The organism is Bradyrhizobium arachidis, assembly GCF_024758505.1.
Classification (GTDB): domain Bacteria; phylum Pseudomonadota; class Alphaproteobacteria; order Rhizobiales; family Xanthobacteraceae; genus Bradyrhizobium; species Bradyrhizobium manausense_C.
The window spans coordinates 5,201,573-5,217,427 of sequence record NZ_CP077970.1 but is presented as its reverse complement, the minus strand read 5'-3'; the positions used below and the strand labels follow the sequence as shown (position 1 = coordinate 5,217,427).

The following is a 15,855-nucleotide window of genomic DNA, read 5'->3' as shown; positions in this document are numbered from 1 at the left end:
GAAGCCGTTGACAGGTCGGACAAATCGGCGGCGATGACGCAATCGCGCCTGCTCTCATGCTAGAGTTGCCTCATGCTCGTCATCTCCATTCAAAGCCAGGTCGTCCACGGCCATGTCGGCAACAGCGCGGCCGTCTATCCAATGCAGGCGGAGGGCGTGAGCGTTGCGGCGGTGCCGACGACGCTGCTGTCGAACCATCCGCGCTATCCGAGCCTGCGCGGCCGCGTGCTCGATGCGGAGCTGGTTGCCGATCTGCTTGTGGGCGTCGAGGAGCGGGGGCTGGTCGAGCGCGCCTCCGTGCTCGTCACCGGCTATCTCGGCTCGGAGGCCAATGCGCATGCGATCGCCGATTTCGTTGCGCGGGCGCGGCGGCGCAATCCAAAGCTCGCCTATCTCTGCGATCCCGTGATCGGGGATGACGGCAAGGTCTACGTCGCCGGGGGCATTTTGGACGTGGTGCGAAAGCGGCTCGTGCCGGCGGCATCGCTCGTGACGCCGAACCAGTTCGAGCTGGAACAGCTCGCGGGCGTTGATGTAACCGACGCTGCCAGCCTGCTCGCCGCGAGCGCGGCACTGTCGGCGCAGGGCCCAAGCGGCGTCGTTGCGACCGGATGCACGCTTGCGGACACGCCGGAAGGACAGGTCGAGACGATCCTTTGCGCGAACGGGCAGGCGAGCCGCTTTGCCACGGTGCGGCTGCCGATCCGTCCCTGCGGCACCGGCGATCTGCTCTCAGGCCTGATCGCCGCGCATGTTGCGAAGGGCGCTTCCGTCGAGGCCGCCGTGCGTGCGGCGGTGGATGGCGTGTTCGCGGTGCTTGTTCGCACGCAGGCGCAGGGCGGCGAGGAGATGAGCCTCGTCCCCTGGCCGCGCGATTGAGCGCGCAGTTACGCGTCTTCGTCAAATTGCCGCGTTGAAATTAACGCAATCGTAGATTGTGGAATCTATCCCGTTGCGTGCAGACCGTAGGCTGCGCAACTGGGAAGGATAGCAATTTGAAGGGCATTTTCAAGAAATTCGTCGCCGATGAAACCGGCGCAACTGCCATCGAATACGGCCTGATCGCGGCCGGCATTGCGCTTGCGATCATCGAGGTGATCTACGCGCTCGGTACCAACCTGGTGGAGAAGCTGACTGCGCTTGCGACGGCGTTGAAGTAGGGGCTTGCACCAGCATTGCCATCGTAATTGCGAGCCAACGGGTCCGCGCGAAGCGCGGCCCGATGACAAGCTCCGCGAAGCAATCCAGAATCTTTCCGCGGCGGCAGACTGGACTGCTTCGCTGCGCTCGCAATGACGGGGTGATGGTCCGCCCCGTCATCCTGAGCCATGCGACGCAATGCGTCGCGTGGAGAGCCTCGAAGGATGAACGGACCGGATGCGGCGGGGCCGTCGTGCTTCGAGGCCTCCGCTTCGCTCCGGCACCTCAGCATGACGGTCAGACATTTGAGTGCGCTGCTTCCACATCGTCATTGCGAGCGCAGCGAAGCAATCCAGAATCTTTCCGCGGCGGCAGACTGGATTGCTTCGCTCCGCTCGCAATGACGGTGATGGATCAGAGTTTTTGGCAGCATCAAACGGGGTCCTGCGCACATCATCGTGACGCAGCAATTGGCTGCTACGGCTTGTTCCCCGCCGGTCCGGACATACCTACAGAGAGGCGGTTCCCCGCCGGCGCCTCTTTCAGGTAGCATCCTCCCATGAGCGAAATCGAAACCCTGTTTGGCCTGTTGCGGCAGTCCGCCGACGCTGATGTCGTCGACCTGTTCGAGCGCATGGTGCGGGAGGCGCCGGACCATGCCTTGAACCGGATGAATGCGCTGGATCTCGCGAGGGAAGCCAAGCTCGATGAGGAGCGCGTGATTGCGGGATTGCTGCATGGGGTGCAGCTCGGCATGCTGGAAATGACCTGGGCCGTGATGTGCCCGAGCTGCGCCGGCGTGCTCTCCGCCAACAAGAGCCTGAAGACGCTGACCAGTCCGCAGTATCATTGCGCGTTCTGCGCCGCGGGCTATGACACCTCGCTCGACAATCTGGTCGAGGTGACGTTCACGGTCTCACCGCGCCTGCGCAAGATCGCCGCCCATAATCCCGACAGCCTGTCCGTGCCGGAATATTATCGCCAGGTGTTCTGGAGCTCGGCGATCGATCTGCCCGCCGATCTCGACAAGGCCATGCGCGAACTGACGCTGGAGACCGTCGACCTGCCGCCGGGCGAGCGGGCCATCCTCTCGCTGAACGTCCCTGAGGGGACGATCATCGTCTTCGAGCCCGTGACGCACACGGCGCAGTTCCTCGAAGTAAAAGGCGAGGAGGCGGCCGAGCGGCAAAACCTGTCCCTCATCTTCAGCAAGGCCGAGACGCATGTCGATGCGGTCTCCCTGCGCCCCGGGCCGCTGCGGCTGACGCTGGACAATCGCACCGACGGCCGCGTGCTGCCGGCGGTGTGGGTGGCGAACCAGGCGCTCGACGCGCTGCTCTCCAGGCGCAAGCCCGCGCTGACGGCAAAGCGCCTGCTCACCAACCAGACCTTTCGCGATCTCTACCGCACCGACACGCTCGCCATCGGCCAGCGCCTGAAGATCTTGAGCCTGACCTTCCTGTTCTCGGATCTCAAGGACTCCACCCAGCTCTACGAGAACGTCGGCGACCTCGTCGCCTTCGATCTCGTCAACGAGCATTTTCGGCTGTTGCAGGAGATCATCGCCTCCGAACGCGGCGCGGTCGTCAAGACCATCGGCGATGCCGTGATGGCGACGTTCGAGACACCCGATCGCGCGATCGCGGCCGCCATCCGCATGCGCGAGGCCATGAGCGATCTCGGCGCCGAGCGCCAGCGCCAGGGCCTGCTGCTCAAGATGGGTATCCACGAGGGCTCCTGCCTCGCGGTCACCCTCAACGGCCAGCAGGACTATTTTGGGCAGACCGTGAACATCGCCTCGCGCGTCCAGGGCCTTGCCGCCTCGCGCTCGATCGTGGTGACGGAGCAAGTCGTGGAGAATGCCGATGCCAGGACGCTGCTCGAGGCCGGCGGGCTGACGCCGACGCGCAAAAGCGTGGCGCTGAGCGGGATTGCCGACAAGGTGTCGGTGTACGAGATTCCCTGAGACGGGCAACGGTCGCTCATAAAGAAGTGACGGGATCTGGAGCGCGGTTCCACCGCTTCGCGCAAGCGATTGTTGGCACATGACGGCAGGATCATTCTACGCCCGCAGGGGATTTTAGAATCTGGATTCAATCCTGCGTACAGGAGCGAAATAAATCCTCTGCGTGAAGGTCGATCACGATCTTGTTTTTATATGATGATAATCATCTCATTGACGGCGCGGCGCGGATGCATAGGTCCGGCTCTTCAGATCCAATTTGGGAGAATTGCCGTGAAGAAGATGTCACCGATTATCGCGGCCACCGCCGCGATTTCGATCGCCAGCGCGGCCACAGGCCTTGCCGCGGAGTTGCCGACCTATGAAGCGAACGGGCTGCCGATCTCGTCTGTTCAGGTCGCCGTCTTGGGAGCGGCGCATGTCCGGCAATCGCAGGTCTCGATCACTGCACCGTCGCCGCATCAGGTGAGAGTCCTGAAGCTGCGGCCGAAGCTGACGGCGACCGCAGCGGCAGGCCGCAACGACGTACGGGCGGCCAACTGAGTGAGTTGCCCGGATGGAGCCAACGGGTCGCGCGAATGCGCGCCCGATGGCAGGCTCCGCGAAATCCGGGTCGGTCCATCCACGCGGCAAGAATCCCGGATATCGCTTCGCTCGTCCGGGCTACGCTCGTCACGCTTGTTACGCCCTAATGACGTGTCGCGCGCAGCTCGAATGTGGTCTGGGTGACCTTGGCAACGAAGCCCTCGAAATTCATGACACGCTGTCTGGCCAATTCGGCTTGCAGATCGTTGATCTTCTGCGACTCCGCGACGAAAGTTTCGCATGCCTCCTTCGCGAACTGCATCTGAAGCTCGAAGGCTTCAGCTGGCGACCGCGCAGCGGCCAACCTGCCGAAGAACGACCAGATATGCTCGAGCGACTTTCTGGTGTAGTCGGCATAGGCATCCGCGACGGTTTGAGGACTGACCGGAGCGATGCCGGCTGAGACGACCAGCGCGCCCGCTGGCGGATCCATCGCGGAAGCTTCAGCCGGAATGTCCTCAGCCGGCGCGATCGGCGCGCTGATGTCTTGGCCGGTTTCTTGGCCAGCCTCTTGGCCGATCTTGTGGATCTCCTGGGCAATCTCCTGAACGATCTCTTCGACACTCTCCCGGCCGGTCTCCGTCGGGGCGGCCTGGAGTTCGTCCTTTGCGGTCTCGTGCCTGGTCTCTTGTCCGGTTTCTTGCCTGGTTTCTTGCTTGGTTTCTTGCCCGGTCGCTTGCCCGGTCGCTTGTTGCTGGCCGGATTTTGCCCGCTGCCCGGACTTTTTCTTGCCCTTCCGTTGCCCCGATTTTCCCATCGACTTGGTTGCGTCCGTACTCAACATTGCAATTGTTCCCCATTTTGGGCTGTGCGCCGAGCCTCAGCCGTGTTTGCGCTGGAATCGCGGTTGCGTCTTGTCGCCGGGGTGACGGTCATGTGTTGAGATTTGGAAGAGGGATCCCGGCTGGAGCATGATCCGGAAAAGTGCGCAGCGGTATTCCCTCGCGACAAACGCGAAACGCGTTTGCGCGGAGATCATGCCCAAAGTGGCTCACGCCTTCCTCACGAACTCCGATTTCAAATTCATCGCGCCAATGCCGTCGATCTTGCAGGCGATGTTGTGGCCGTCGGTCGCCTCCTGCAGGCGGATGTTCCGGACCTTGGTGCCGCCCTTGACGACCGACGACGAGCCCTTGACCTTGAGATCCTTGATCACGATGACGCTGTCGCCGTCGGCAAGCAAATTGCCGTTGGCGTCGCGCACGGCCGTGTCGTCCGCCGAGTCCGTGGCTGCTTCGCCAGTCGCGCTCCATTCATGCGCGCATTCCGGGCAGACCCAGAGGTCGCGATCCCTATAGGCATGTTCGGAGCCGCATTTCGGGCATTTTTGCACGTCGTTCATCAAAGACCTCGTCGTCATTGGCTTAAGAGCCGGGCGGCTCGCGTGGGGATCCGCGCGCAGAAGCTGAAAGGATCAGGAGTCGTGCCCCAAATCATTGTGGCCGAACAAATCGTCGGGCCTGTCCTGACAGCAAATCTGCATTGTTGCAATGCAGCAGACGATACTACCGCAACGCAGCAAAGGAACCTACCTCTCGGTCTCCACCTGCTACTGAGGAGAATCGGTGTGAAGACTATCTCGTTAACCATCGCAGCCGCCGTAATCGCCATGGCCGGCGCGACATCAGGCTTTGCCGCTGAAATGCCGACCTTCGAGGCGAACGCGCTGCCGATCTCGCAAGCCCAGGTCGCCGTGCTCGGCGCCGCGCATGTCGAACAGCAAACGCAGGTCGCGGCCGTGTCCGCCACCCCCCATCAGGTCAGCGTGCTGACGCCGCGCGCGAGGGCGACCGCATCGGCAGGCCGCACTATCGGCCAGGTGCGTTGAACGCTCGACGCCATCGCTGAAATCGCAGGAAGCCCGCGACCTCGTCGCGGGCTTTTTGCTGTGGTGCTGCGTAGGGTGGGTTACGCCGAGCGGACTGTGCTTACGTGCTGACGTCGTCACCCGAACAGCGCGACATAGATCACGTAGAGCCAGCCAAAGATGCCGTGAATGATCGCCCACAGGATCGAATGGTTGTTGGTGTAGGAGATCGCGATCGCGAGCGCGGAGCCAAAGCCCACGCCGTATTTCGCGCCCTCGACTCGGACGCCGTAGTACCGATTTCCGTTCATGGCCATGCTGCTCCGCGCATTCTGGGAGCGACTGTAGGACGGGGAGGGCCCTTGCGAAACCCGTCATGTTCGCGGCAGCAGTCGATGGGTTTCGCTTCGCTCTACCCCTTCTGCGGGCTAAACTGGACAAGACGCGAAAGTTCGGTCCGACCAGCGAAGGAGGATCCGATGAAATCGCTCTTGCTGCTCACGGCGAGCGGTCCGCTGCTCATTCTCACGTCGCACGAGTCCTCGCACGATCAGAAGCTGCTTGAGGTGCTCAGGCAGAAGGGGATCGGAAAATTCGTCGCGTTCGAGGTTCCCTTGTCGCTCGCCAGACAACGCTATGGCGGGCATTTTCAAGCGGTCGAAAGCAATCTGCACGAGACTGATGATCTGCGAGTCCTCGACTTCAACGGTCAGCGGGTCTTTCAGCTCTTTCGCTTCGATGAACTCGGGTCGCCGATGCTGATAGAATAGCCGTGATCCGGTCTTGTCTTGCGGCGCGGATCGAGGAGCCTGCCATGACATCATATACCGTCGGATTGAAGCTCGGCATGCGCGCCAAGGCGCTCACAATCGAAGCCGAGGACGCATTGGTCGCGGCCCTCAAGATCAAGATTGAAAACCCCGAGGCGCTCGTCACCTACGTTCGCAAGTCGAATCGACGCGGCGATCGTCGACACCCGCACGAAGCGCTGCGGACCAAGAAAACCGGCTAGCTCTCGCAGCAGCGCGTAGGGTGTGCCTACAGGGTGGCGCCGGCCGCCATGAGAACTGCGCCGAGGGCCATCAGCAGAACGCCCGGCCAATTTGCTTCCCACCCGAGGAAGCCCACGCCGCGCCGGGGCGGCTCAAGCGTGCCACGAACCGGCTGGGAGGAATCCCGGCCGCTCAGCGGTCCCCGCCATATGGTGGCGCGTGCCGTGTAGAGGAGTCCGCCCAGGATGAGCAGCGCGCCAAGGCCCATCATCAGGACCATTTTCGCCTCTCAACGGGTCTGAGCCGTCCATAATGGAAGCGGCATATCTCAAGACGTTGCGCGACCATTGGTTCCCCGGCATTTGCCGGCCCGGGCTCGCGCGCCGTGGGAGCCCGGCGGGGTCGAATTGTTGCGAAACCTGCCAGCTTCGCGAACCGCAACCAGAAGGTTGAGCGCTTATGACGTCCATCATCGCTGCGTGCTGCGTCAGCGATTGGGAAAAAATGGCAAAGTTGAGACTGTCAAGGACACAACGGGTTAGAACACCGCTTACCCCCGTAATACACTCAACGCCGTTTGGGGTTCTGGGTGCGTATTGGGAGGATCAATTCAATGGCAAGTGTTGAACAATTGCGCAGACGCGAAGGAGTGAACCTGGTTCAACTCGAGGCGGACATTAGTTCGGTACGCCCGGGAAGTTCCATCGCGTCCATTGCTCTGCCTGACTACGTCGAGCACACCGCGGGGGTGACGCGCGTCGGTGCGCTCAGTGCAGAGGCGGTCATTCGCGACTATGAGTCCGCTGCAAAAGAGATCGAGGCCATGGGCACCGAGTTGATCGACGCCGCGAAAAAGTGCGAGGCGCTGACGGCCCAGGTCCATGATGCGATTGCCTTCATGCGCGAAACGGCGGCGGGGTATCGTGAAGAGGGACGGAAGATCTTCAAGCGCATCGAAGAATGCGCGGTATTCACCGAAGACGTCCGCAAGACATGTGAAGAGGTCAAGCGCCGAATGGCGGAAGTCTCGGTAGGCGAGACTCCCAGCCCGGAGTTTGCGGAGCAAGAGATAGAGGTAGAACGCGCGCTCGAGATAGAACGCGCATAGTATCGGGAACTGCAGCCCCAAGACGGTCGGGTCTCTTGGTCGGGTCTCTTGGGGAATGACAGCTTGTGGGAAGGGTGATCTGTCGCGAAACCCATCGGCGTGCACAGCGCTGATGGGCATCGCGCCACCCATTCCACGCGCTGTCTGTACGCGGAAGCGAAAGAGGTGGGTTAGGCTGCGCTAATCAGCCGAAGGTGTGACCCGCCAATATTCGCGTGGGCGGATACGGCCAAGCTCATTCAAATCCTCAGCGAGAAATGGAACGTTAAGACGTGTCCATGGCTGATTTGCGCGATTCCGATTCGTTCTTTGAGAACGAAGCAGAGTCAGATGCAGAACGGTTTTCCGCATGGGCCCCCGAGGAACGGGCGTTGGGTTCACTTCGTTGCAATGAGGGGCTCATCGGAGGACGACATGAAAGCAATGGTCATTGCGCTCTCTGCTGCCGTCGTCATGGCTACAGCACCAGCCGTGTTCGCTCAGGGTGTGTCGAGCAAGGCGCCAGGTCAGGAGATGCAGCGTCAGGACATGCAGCAAACGGGTTCCAAGAAAGGCGAGCCGGGAGCTTCCAGCTACGCTCCCGGACATAAGAAGCAGCACGCGAAGGCGTCGAAGAAGACCAGCCCCGGCGCGTCCGGTTACGCTCCAGGTCAAACCACCGGCGCGAGCACGAAGCCGACCACCGGCTCGAGCACGAAGTCAGGGTACTGAAGTCCGTAGGGTGGGTTGCGCCGAGCGGACTGCGCTTCGCGCAGCCGCGGGGTAACCCACCCTACGAGCTAATTGCCGTCATCCGCGGCAAGGCGCTGAAATTGCCGCTTCATCGCGTTGACCCTGAAGACATAGCTTGCGACGAGGTGATCGCCGCACCGCTCGCCGGCCATCATCTGAAAGTGACGGCGTGCGTAGGCTGTGGCGGGACCCGCGCCGCAGAGATGGATGAACGCGGCCAGATCCTGCTTCTGCTGCGCGCTTGCCTTTAGGTCGCCCGCGCGGGTGAGAACATCAGCCACATTGCGGTCCAGGTACACCGATGCCAGCTCGATGGCGTGGCTCGGGATCGCGCGGATGTAGAGACTGGTGAATCCGCAGCCGGTCTCCGTGACCGTGTTGCTGCGGACACAGAACCGCGCGGCCTCGGCGTAGGCTGGATCGGTCATCTGGTAGAGGCCGACGGCGCTGGAGGCGGGCCGGTAGATCGCGAAGGGATTGAGGCTCAATCGCCAGCGCCAGTAGGTGCGCGCGACCGGATTGCCTGAACTCTCGACCTGCGCCAGCGCGGCCAGCAATTCGGGCGTGATCGTAGCGGTGGAAAGCTTGCGGAAGAGCGGCCCGTAATGCCGCCAGTTCTCGGCCGGCTCCTTGTCGAGGGCGTTGCCGACAAGGACAAACAGCTCAGTCGGCTTGCGGATCACTTGATAGACGATGTTCAGAAGCGCTGCGACCGCAAGCAGGATCGCCACGCTGCCGACGATCCGAACCATCCGCGGTGCCCGCGCGAGCTTTTTTCGCGCCCACCGCGCGACCCGCCGGAAGCTGCGAAGGCGAGGGAGGAGCTTGCTTTTTCTTGGCATGCGGCGTGTGCGAGTGGGCAGGGTGGGTTGAGCCCTTGCGAAACCCATCACCTGACCGAATTTGATGAGTATCGCTTCCGCCCTCGCTCGTCTCGGCGCGCCGGGTTCCCACATGCTGTGCGGGACCCGTCGGTTAACACATTGGTCATTCGTTTGCGGTCATTTTCATGGCCTCATTCAACAAAGAGGCACCATGACTGACATCACCATTCCCGGCGGAAAAATTCGTTCGTTCGTCGAGCGGATCGAGAACCTGGATACCGAATTGCTGGAGTTGAACGAGCAGAAGAAGGAGGTCTTCTCGGAAGCCAAGGCCGAGGGTTTCGATGTGAAGATCCTCAAGGAGATCATCAAGTTGAGGAAGCAGGACCAGGACGAGCGCGACGAGCGCGAAACCCTGCTTGATCTCTATATGCGCGCGATGGACACGGCGCAGCCGGAAGGTGCCGCCAAGGCGGCGTGATGCAATTAATCAAATCAAGTGACGTGCGCGTAGCTTGAGTTGGCGAGCCGGTCCGCGCTTCGCGCGGCCCGGTTCAAGGCTCGGCGTAACCTGCCCATTTCTTTTCTTTTTGTACGATTCCGATTCGTTCTTTGAGAACGAAGCGGCTTCAGATGCAGAACGAATTTATCTGCATGGGCATGTGAGTGAGCTTACGGTGCTCGCACGGCGTACAGTCTTTGGTAGATCATCCGCTCGGGGAGCCGATCCAGCAGCCTGTAGCCAAGCGGCAGCTTGAGGAGGTTGCCGACAATCCGAGATGAAAGCGGGTGCCAATAGACCGACAGATTATAGAATCTGATGACAGTGAATCCGAGCGTCTTGAATTCGAGCATCAATCGCCGGTGGCTGAAGTATCTCTGATAATCGATGATGGGACCCGAAAGCCAGAGCAGCTTGCCGGGGTGTTCCCTGGCAACCTTCGCCAGAAATGCTCCCTGCTCCTGATGGGACAAATAATAGATACATTCGATGGCTGCGATCACGTCGTAACCCCCAAACGACGTTTCCAGGAGGTCCGCGGTCTCGAACCCAGCATTTCCCAGATTCCGCGACTTCGCACGGGCAATCGCGACATCGCTGATATCGACGGCAGTCACCGATCGCGCCCTGTGAAAAATCACCTGGGTGAGGTGGCCTTCGCCGCAGCCAAGCTCAAGAACCGATTTTTTGCGAATGGATCGCGTCAGGCGTCGGCGCAGCACCTTGTCCCTGAATGTCGCGCGCGCGTAGCCCCACGGATCAGGTGTTTCATAGTAGCGATTGAAATCTTCAGCCGTGCGCATGGCGGCAGGTTATAGCACGACCCCAGTGCGCTGCTCGGGGCCGACCCATCGGAACGATGGTGCACCTCACCAATCCGGATCGCCGTAATAAGGGTCGACCATGTATGGCGGGGGCGTCCAGGGTCCGCGCGGCGGCCTGGGCCGCCGAGGTGCGGCTGCGGGAATGTGCCGACGCACAGCCATCTCGGTCTGCTTCATCACGCTCTGCCCGGCGGGTTTCGCGGATAAGGTCGTAAGCTGCGTTTGCAGCGCCTGGACCTGTGCGGCGAGGCGCGCATTGTCATCAGCACCTTTCTCCTGCGCCGTCTTGAGTTGTTGAATGGCGTCGGCCTGCTCGCGAAGCGTTTGCTCGTTGCGGCTCTTCTGTTGCTCGAGCTTTTCGTTGATGCTTGCAAGTGCCTCGGTGATGGTCTTGAGCGATTGCACAAGCTCAGCGGATGCCGGATAGGGCGATGTGGCGCCGGCTGGCGGAGCGCTTTCCGCCTCCTTGCGGACCGGCGGCGCGGGCAGGGGCGTCTGCTCATCCGCAGCAGCCAGCTGGACTGTTGGCGGCGTCGGAGGACTGCGATCCTCTGATACCTCCGGGGACGGGCTCGCGACCGGCGGGGCCCATCGCGCCATGATCGCTTTGGCCTCATCGCGGTATTGCGAAGCGAACGCAGCACCAAGAAGGCCTATCGCCAGCAGCAGGCCAACGAAGGCTCGCAGCATGGGCCGGTCCCCTTTCAGGCCTTGATGGCGAGCCTTGCGCTCCGGCGCTGGCGCCTGGGGAGCGTCGCCTCGTTCCGCAGCAGCTTTGATCTGCCGGATCGGCGGGCTGTCGCTGCCGCGCTCCAATCCGGAGACCAATCGATCCAACCGCGCAAGTTCCTCATTGGCGCTCTTGATCCGTTCATGGGCCCGCGCCAGCTCGACATCGGCGCGCTGCGGGCCTTGTGGATCCGGCTTGAGGTCGTCCGGCTTGGGGTCGTCGGGCTTGGGGTCGTGCGTCTGAGGCACCGATGCGCTTTCCATTCAGTCTGGCGTCAACGGAATGAGTGCGGCGGTCCGCGGATGTGGAAGAATAGGTCCCGCCGCCGTCGCGATCAAGACAACGCGAGCGTGACGGAGAATTTATGGCGACCATTCCATAGGCTGGAAAATTCACCCGGCAATTGTGAATTGCCACACAGACGGCAGCCCTTCAGTCTGCTTCTCTGCCGCCATTGGCCTCTCGTGCGTGCATTTGGCATTGCGCACCGGGCTTCTCGCATTCGCTGATTTTGGGATGATCGCTATGGGCGTTTTCAATCGCACGAGCATGCTTTGCAGCTCTTTCATCGTGTCCACCATGAGCGGGTGTACCGGGAGATTTCGCGTGCGTTGAACAACGCGCACAGGGATTTTTCTTGAGGCCCCGCCGGTGACGGACGGGGCCTTTTTCATGTTTGCAATTTGCCCACGACCGCCCGGCGGAGCCTTCGCGAGAAGGATGCAGGGTCATGTGGGAGTATTTTGGACCCGATTTCGCTTTCGACGTGGTGAAGGGGGTGGTCGCCGGAGTTGCCTCAATGGCATTTCAGGTGGTGGCGCCGCGGACTTTTCGTGCCGCGAAGCGGTTTCGCGCGCGGTGGGTTGCGAGGAGGGCGGCGAGGCAAGCCGCGAGACAGGCACGCCGCAATGCGCCGGCGAATGATGAGCGATGAGGAGAAGGGAGTGCGTAGGACGGGTCAGCTACGGCGGACGCAGTCGGCTAATCCGCCCTACGCTTGCTGTTCTATCTCGAGCGTTCGGCCGCCGCAGTCAGCACTGGATAGCGGGCGTAGAACGTGTCGACGCGGTCCCGCCACATCGCCACGAACGCGGCCGAGGTGAGACCATCGACCGACTTCCATTCGCGTTTGACCGCCGGCAGCGTGTTGCCCCAGATGGCGCGCTTGCACCATCGTTCGCCCTTCTCCGTGCCCTCCTGGGTTGCGCACATGGACTTCCAGGCAATCCGCTGCGGATGGCTGATGTGTTGGGCGGCTCCTTGCCAACCCTGCTGGTGGATCAGGTAGAGATCGGAAAGGGTCGGCTTCTTCTGCGTTAATATTTCGAATAGCGCAGCCTCGGTGAGGAACTTGTAGGCGGCACCCATCGCGTTGTCGCGCGGATTGAGGATGTCGCCCGATCCGAATTTGCCGAACTCGTACTTGCTCAGCTGGAACAGGCCGATATAGGAGCCGGTGCGTTGCTTCGGATTGAAATCGGATTCGATCTTGGCGACTGCCTTCATGAAATTGGCGTCGATACCGAACGCTTCGGCGGCGCGTTCGATCTCCTGGACGGGCGTTCCGAGCGGAACGCCGCTCAACGCCGACAAGGCGATCTTCGCGGGCTTCTCCGGCGGCGGAATTTCCGAATAGACGTAGTACTTGAGATACGATTGTTTGCCTTCACCCGGATCGGGCGACGCTGCGGGCGCACGATCCTGCTGTTGCGTTGCCTCGTTCTCCGGCGACGCTGCCTCCAGGCTGGCGAGCTGCAACTCTGGCCCTTGCGAACTGGTTACATCGGACGGCGGCACCGAGTCCCGCGCCGCGGCGCCAAATCCCTCCGCCACGATCGCATTCGCCGATAACCCCGTATCGAATTTCGCCGCGATGGCCGGGGTCGGATACGCCGCGCTGGCATTTGTCAGCGCCGTCGTCACGTTCAGCGCGATGCCGCTGAATGCATCGGCAACTCTTGCATTCGGCGTTGCGATGCTCGGGCGCGGTACCGCGATCTGACCAATCGCGACAAGCGAAGTCGCTGTCAGCGCGCCGGCAATACAGCTTGCTTGCCAAATCTTCAATGTCGCCGCCGCGCGGCCGCGGTCCCCCCGTTCATGGCTCCGACTAGGCACGCCGATTAAGGAGGCGAGGGGGAGACAATGGGGCGCATCTGCGGCGCAGGTGCGGCCAGTCTCGGCCGCGTCGCCAAGGTCGCCTTAATTGGAAGCCCGCAGGATGGGGTTGAACTCTTGCGAAACCCATCATCGTCGTGGGTCGCAATCGATGGGTTTCGCTTCCGCCTTCGCTCGTCCGGGCTACGCTTGCTACACCCGTGTGTCGCCGCGCGTGCCAGCCGTGCAGGCGCGTGGGTTGAGCGCGTGGCTGCGTCGACGTAACTCCAAACCATGGACCAACGCACGCGCGGCACCGACGCGCTCACCCAAAAGCCCGATGCGACACCGGCGCTGCTCGGCATCGTCTGCGGCCTCGCAGCCGCGCTGTTCTGGGCGCTCGGCTTTGCGGCCACGCGGCACGGGCTGAAGGCCGGCTTCACGCCGGTCGATCTCCTGGTGCACCGCTACGTCTGGTCCGGCATCGCGTTCATCCCGCTGGTGCTGCGCGCGGGCATCACGGATCTCTGCGGCATCGGATGGGGAAGGGGCCTCGTGCTGATGGTGCTCGGCGGCCCCGTGATGTCGCTGATCTCCTATACCGGCTTCCTGTTCGTGCCGCTCGGCCACGGCAGCGTCATCCAGCCATCGTCGGCCACGCTCGGCGGCCTCCTGCTCGCGGCGCTCGTGCTGAAGGAAAAGATCACGGCCTCGCGCCTCGCGGGCGCCATCGTCATCGTCGGCGGCCTCTGCGTGATCGGCGCGGAGTCAATCGGCCATATCGGCGCCGACGGCGTGCAGGGTGACCTGATCTTCGTGCTGACCGGCTTCATGTTCGCGAGCTTCGGCATGCTGTTGCGCCGCTGGCACGTCTCGGCCTATTCCGCCGCCATCGTCATCAACGTGCTGTCGCTCGCGCTGCTGCCGATCTACCTCGTCACTGGCGGCCTCGCGCGCGTCGCTGCACTTGGGCTCACCGAGAATGCGCTCCAGGCGCTCGCGCAAGGCATTCTGGCCGGCCCCGCCGCGCTTTACCTGTTCGCCGTCTCCGTCCAGCGCCTCGGCGTCGCCCGCGCCGCGGTGTTTCCGGCCTGCGTGCCGGCGCTTACGCTGCTCGTCGCCTGGCTGCTGCTCGGCGAGCATCCGACGTCACTCCAGATGGCGGGACTGGCGACGGTGCTGTGCGGGTTCTGGCTGGCGCAAAGGCAGGGGTAGGGCGGTGCGTAGGGTGGGTTAGCCGTAGGCGTAACCCACCACTTCTGTTAACGCGGAGATAAAAGAGGTGGGTTACGCCTAGTGAATTGCGCTTCGCGCAATTCACGGGGCTAACCCACCCTACGAACCAATCACTACACAAACGTAGCCCTGCTGGAAAAGGCGGTGAGTGGGGCCTAGAGAATCCGCCACTTGAGCCACTCGAAAATAGCCCATGCGAGTAGCGATAGCCCGATTGGGAAAATCAAAGCGCCGACCCCAAAATAATCGTGCGGAAAAAACGGCAACTGAATTGGAATTGGAATTGGAAAGGCGGAGCATACAGCTGCAGCCCAAAGGGCAATGTAGAAAAAGATCCGGCCACACCGATCTATGAGCGCGCCGTGCTTCGCTCTCTCGAGGACGAGGGAAGAAGTTTCTTTCGGGGTCATGGTCGATACTCTTCCGCCGATGGAAACCGGTAGAACTTTAGCACAAATCCGATGACTATGGCAGGGCGCAAGCTGGCGAGCCTAGCGCGTAGAACTCAGACGCGGTAGAACCTCGCTGGGGGACTTCACGCGGGCTGGCGTGGGGTCGGGATCGGGTCATCGAAGGAATCGCCGTGCACATGCGCAAACTTGCCTGCCGGGCTGTTCGGCAGTGACGAAGCGATTCCTGACGGGGGCGTTGCCGTTTTACGCGCTGGCTGGACTAGCCATGTGCGTGTACCTGCTGCTCTACAAGACTGATATCCTGGACATGAACGCGATCGTGCTCGAGGCGGCCGCCTCGTCATGGTTTCCGGTTTTCATATTCGTGTGTGTGCTCCTGGAGTCGGTCTTCCCGTACTTCGGCTATTTTCCAGGAACCGCTCTGATCCTGATGTCCGTCGCGCTCAATCCCAAGCCCGCGGATGCGTTCGTCTTCATCCTGGCATGGCTGGCCATCATCGTGGGCGCCGTCCTCAGCTATGGACAGGCCCGGTTCTTCAGGCCGTTCCTGAAGCTGATAGCCTCGAAAGCCGCGATGAGTAAATGCGAATCCCTCCTCGACGCCTACGGGCCTTATGCGCGGATCGCCGTGTTCGTTCACCCCAACGCCGGCGCGATGTACTTCACGGCGCTCGGACTTCTCGACCGCAACCTGACCGGCGAGTTCGTCCATCTCTGCCTGGGTGCCGCGGTCTCGGTCGGCATCCTGTTCGTCGTGGTGACGAGATTGTTGTCGTCCGTAGGCTCCACCGATGACGGCGAATTGCAACTATTGCTCGCGGCAGCGCTCGTCGCGATCGGGACCCTCGTCGGTCTTTACGCGGCCTTGCGCCGCGGCAGGACGGTGTAGGCTTCGTCCGACA

The 15,855-nt window shown here is 62.0% G+C and carries 20 protein-coding genes; 12 read left to right on the top strand and 8 right to left on the bottom strand.

The window, feature by feature from the left end; all coding sequences use genetic code 11:
• Window positions 1-72: 72 nt before the first annotated feature.
• The 4 genes from pdxY (at window position 73) to KUF59_RS24115 (ending at window position 3,646) form a co-directional block, all read left to right on the top strand.
• Window positions 73-879, top strand: a complete 807-nt coding sequence (pdxY, locus tag KUF59_RS24130; protein WP_258767204.1) for a pyridoxal kinase — start codon at window positions 73-75, stop codon at window positions 877-879.
• Window positions 880-995: 116 nt separating this feature from the next.
• Window positions 996-1,160 (top strand): Flp family type IVb pilin, encoded by a 165-nt coding sequence (locus KUF59_RS24125; RefSeq protein WP_212459742.1) that lies wholly within the window; start codon window positions 996-998, stop codon window positions 1,158-1,160.
• A gap of 539 nt (window positions 1,161-1,699) precedes the next feature.
• A complete protein-coding gene (locus KUF59_RS24120; protein ID WP_212459743.1) occupies window positions 1,700-3,106 on the top strand; it encodes an adenylate/guanylate cyclase domain-containing protein in 1,407 nt (468 codons plus the stop codon).
• Between the two features lie 279 nt (window positions 3,107-3,385).
• Window positions 3,386-3,646, top strand: coding sequence for a hypothetical protein (locus KUF59_RS24115; RefSeq protein ID WP_212459944.1), 261 nt, complete (start codon window positions 3,386-3,388; stop codon window positions 3,644-3,646).
• A 145-nt stretch (window positions 3,647-3,791) separates the two neighbouring features.
• On the opposite strand, the gene KUF59_RS24110 is transcribed toward KUF59_RS24115, so the two are convergent.
• Both KUF59_RS24110 and KUF59_RS24105 read right to left on the bottom strand, forming a co-directional pair.
• On the bottom strand, window positions 3,792-4,445 hold the full coding sequence (locus KUF59_RS24110; protein ID WP_258767203.1) for a phasin family protein: 654 nt from the start codon (window positions 4,443-4,445) through the stop codon (window positions 3,792-3,794).
• A gap of 234 nt (window positions 4,446-4,679) precedes the next feature.
• The gene (locus KUF59_RS24105; RefSeq protein WP_212459745.1) at window positions 4,680-5,030 is read right to left on the bottom strand and encodes a zinc ribbon domain-containing protein YjdM; all 351 of its coding nucleotides are present in this window, start codon (window positions 5,028-5,030) and stop codon (window positions 4,680-4,682) included.
• Between the two features lie 225 nt (window positions 5,031-5,255).
• Here KUF59_RS24105 and KUF59_RS24100 point away from each other — a divergent pair, with 225 nt between their 5' ends.
• The gene (locus KUF59_RS24100; RefSeq protein ID WP_212459746.1) at window positions 5,256-5,516 is read left to right on the top strand and encodes a hypothetical protein; all 261 of its coding nucleotides are present in this window, start codon (window positions 5,256-5,258) and stop codon (window positions 5,514-5,516) included.
• A 116-nt stretch (window positions 5,517-5,632) separates the two neighbouring features.
• Here the strand turns inward: KUF59_RS24100 and KUF59_RS24095 are convergent, their stop codons facing one another.
• Complete coding sequence (locus KUF59_RS24095) at window positions 5,633-5,806, bottom strand: hypothetical protein (RefSeq protein WP_186294307.1); 174 nt, start codon at window positions 5,804-5,806, stop codon at window positions 5,633-5,635.
• Window positions 5,807-5,974: 168 nt separating this feature from the next.
• Here KUF59_RS24095 and KUF59_RS24090 point away from each other — a divergent pair, with 168 nt between their 5' ends.
• Together KUF59_RS24090 and KUF59_RS24085 are read left to right on the top strand one after the other, a co-directional pair.
• A complete protein-coding gene (locus tag KUF59_RS24090; RefSeq protein WP_212459747.1) occupies window positions 5,975-6,265 on the top strand; it encodes a cytosolic protein in 291 nt (96 codons plus the stop codon).
• A gap of 44 nt (window positions 6,266-6,309) precedes the next feature.
• Entirely contained in the window at window positions 6,310-6,507 is a 198-nt protein-coding gene (locus KUF59_RS24085; RefSeq protein WP_212459748.1) for a hypothetical protein, read from the top strand.
• A gap of 26 nt (window positions 6,508-6,533) precedes the next feature.
• On the opposite strand, the gene KUF59_RS24080 is transcribed toward KUF59_RS24085, so the two are convergent.
• Window positions 6,534-6,767 carry a hypothetical protein gene (locus tag KUF59_RS24080; RefSeq protein ID WP_212459749.1) on the bottom strand — a complete coding sequence of 78 codons (234 nt, stop codon included), beginning with the start codon at window positions 6,765-6,767 and terminating at the stop codon, window positions 6,534-6,536.
• Window positions 6,768-7,100: 333 nt separating this feature from the next.
• Between KUF59_RS24080 and KUF59_RS24075 the strand changes: the two genes are divergently transcribed.
• A complete protein-coding gene (locus KUF59_RS24075) occupies window positions 7,101-7,595 on the top strand; it encodes a hypothetical protein (RefSeq protein WP_212459750.1) in 495 nt (164 codons plus the stop codon).
• Between the two features lie 414 nt (window positions 7,596-8,009).
• Window positions 8,010-8,306, top strand: coding sequence for a hypothetical protein (locus KUF59_RS24070; RefSeq protein ID WP_212459751.1), 297 nt, complete (start codon window positions 8,010-8,012; stop codon window positions 8,304-8,306).
• A 68-nt stretch (window positions 8,307-8,374) separates the two neighbouring features.
• Here KUF59_RS24070 and KUF59_RS24065 read toward each other — a convergent pair whose 3' ends face one another.
• Complete coding sequence (locus KUF59_RS24065) at window positions 8,375-9,169, bottom strand: transglycosylase SLT domain-containing protein (protein WP_212459752.1); 795 nt, start codon at window positions 9,167-9,169, stop codon at window positions 8,375-8,377.
• 193 nt (window positions 9,170-9,362) lie between these two features.
• On the opposite strand from KUF59_RS24065, the gene KUF59_RS24060 reads away from it, so the two are divergent.
• Complete coding sequence (locus tag KUF59_RS24060) at window positions 9,363-9,632, top strand: DUF2312 domain-containing protein (protein WP_212459753.1); 270 nt, start codon at window positions 9,363-9,365, stop codon at window positions 9,630-9,632.
• A 191-nt stretch (window positions 9,633-9,823) separates the two neighbouring features.
• Here the strand turns inward: KUF59_RS24060 and KUF59_RS24055 are convergent, their stop codons facing one another.
• The 3 genes from KUF59_RS24055 to KUF59_RS24045 form a co-directional block, all read right to left on the bottom strand.
• A complete protein-coding gene (locus KUF59_RS24055) occupies window positions 9,824-10,456 on the bottom strand; it encodes a class I SAM-dependent methyltransferase (protein WP_212459754.1) in 633 nt (210 codons plus the stop codon).
• A 66-nt stretch (window positions 10,457-10,522) separates the two neighbouring features.
• Window positions 10,523-11,293, bottom strand: a complete 771-nt coding sequence (locus KUF59_RS24050; RefSeq protein ID WP_309500863.1) for a hypothetical protein — start codon at window positions 11,291-11,293, stop codon at window positions 10,523-10,525.
• A gap of 919 nt (window positions 11,294-12,212) precedes the next feature.
• Window positions 12,213-13,274: a transglycosylase SLT domain-containing protein gene (locus KUF59_RS24045; protein WP_249140476.1), complete on the bottom strand. Its 1,062-nt coding sequence runs from the start codon at window positions 13,272-13,274 to the stop codon at window positions 12,213-12,215.
• 324 nt (window positions 13,275-13,598) lie between these two features.
• Here KUF59_RS24045 and KUF59_RS24040 point away from each other — a divergent pair, with 324 nt between their 5' ends.
• Together KUF59_RS24040 and KUF59_RS24035 are read left to right on the top strand one after the other, a co-directional pair.
• Window positions 13,599-14,519 carry a DMT family transporter gene (locus tag KUF59_RS24040; protein ID WP_212459756.1) on the top strand — a complete coding sequence of 307 codons (921 nt, stop codon included), beginning with the start codon at window positions 13,599-13,601 and terminating at the stop codon, window positions 14,517-14,519.
• Between the two features lie 699 nt (window positions 14,520-15,218).
• Window positions 15,219-15,842 (top strand): hypothetical protein, encoded by a 624-nt coding sequence (locus tag KUF59_RS24035; protein WP_212459946.1) that lies wholly within the window; start codon window positions 15,219-15,221, stop codon window positions 15,840-15,842.
• Window positions 15,843-15,855: the final 13 nt, after the last annotated feature.

Excerpts from the sequence above, each read along its gene's own strand:
- pdxY (WP_258767204.1), top strand. The coding sequence starts at position 73 with ATGCTCGTCATCTCCATTCAAAGCCAGGTCGTCCACGGCCATGTCGGC.
- KUF59_RS24120 (WP_212459743.1), top strand. The coding sequence starts at position 1,700 with ATGAGCGAAATCGAAACCCTGTTTGGCCTGTTGCGGCAGTCCGCCGAC.
- KUF59_RS24115 (WP_212459944.1), top strand. The coding sequence starts at position 3,386 with ATGTCACCGATTATCGCGGCCACCGCCGCGATTTCGATCGCCAGCGCG.
- KUF59_RS24110 (WP_258767203.1), bottom strand. The coding sequence starts at position 4,445 with ATGGGAAAATCGGGGCAACGGAAGGGCAAGAAAAAGTCCGGGCAGCGG.
- KUF59_RS24105 (WP_212459745.1), bottom strand. The coding sequence starts at position 5,030 with ATGAACGACGTGCAAAAATGCCCGAAATGCGGCTCCGAACATGCCTAT.
- KUF59_RS24095 (WP_186294307.1), bottom strand. The coding sequence starts at position 5,806 with ATGAACGGAAATCGGTACTACGGCGTCCGAGTCGAGGGCGCGAAATAC.
- KUF59_RS24090 (WP_212459747.1), top strand. The coding sequence starts at position 5,975 with ATGAAATCGCTCTTGCTGCTCACGGCGAGCGGTCCGCTGCTCATTCTC.
- KUF59_RS24085 (WP_212459748.1), top strand. The coding sequence starts at position 6,310 with ATGACATCATATACCGTCGGATTGAAGCTCGGCATGCGCGCCAAGGCG.
- KUF59_RS24080 (WP_212459749.1), bottom strand. The coding sequence starts at position 6,767 with ATGGTCCTGATGATGGGCCTTGGCGCGCTGCTCATCCTGGGCGGACTC.
- KUF59_RS24075 (WP_212459750.1), top strand. The coding sequence starts at position 7,101 with ATGGCAAGTGTTGAACAATTGCGCAGACGCGAAGGAGTGAACCTGGTT.
- KUF59_RS24070 (WP_212459751.1), top strand. The coding sequence starts at position 8,010 with ATGAAAGCAATGGTCATTGCGCTCTCTGCTGCCGTCGTCATGGCTACA.
- KUF59_RS24065 (WP_212459752.1), bottom strand. The coding sequence starts at position 9,169 with ATGCCAAGAAAAAGCAAGCTCCTCCCTCGCCTTCGCAGCTTCCGGCGG.
- KUF59_RS24060 (WP_212459753.1), top strand. The coding sequence starts at position 9,363 with ATGACTGACATCACCATTCCCGGCGGAAAAATTCGTTCGTTCGTCGAG.
- KUF59_RS24055 (WP_212459754.1), bottom strand. The coding sequence starts at position 10,456 with ATGCGCACGGCTGAAGATTTCAATCGCTACTATGAAACACCTGATCCG.
- KUF59_RS24040 (WP_212459756.1), top strand. The coding sequence starts at position 13,599 with ATGGACCAACGCACGCGCGGCACCGACGCGCTCACCCAAAAGCCCGAT.
- KUF59_RS24035 (WP_212459946.1), top strand. The coding sequence starts at position 15,219 with ATGTGCGTGTACCTGCTGCTCTACAAGACTGATATCCTGGACATGAAC.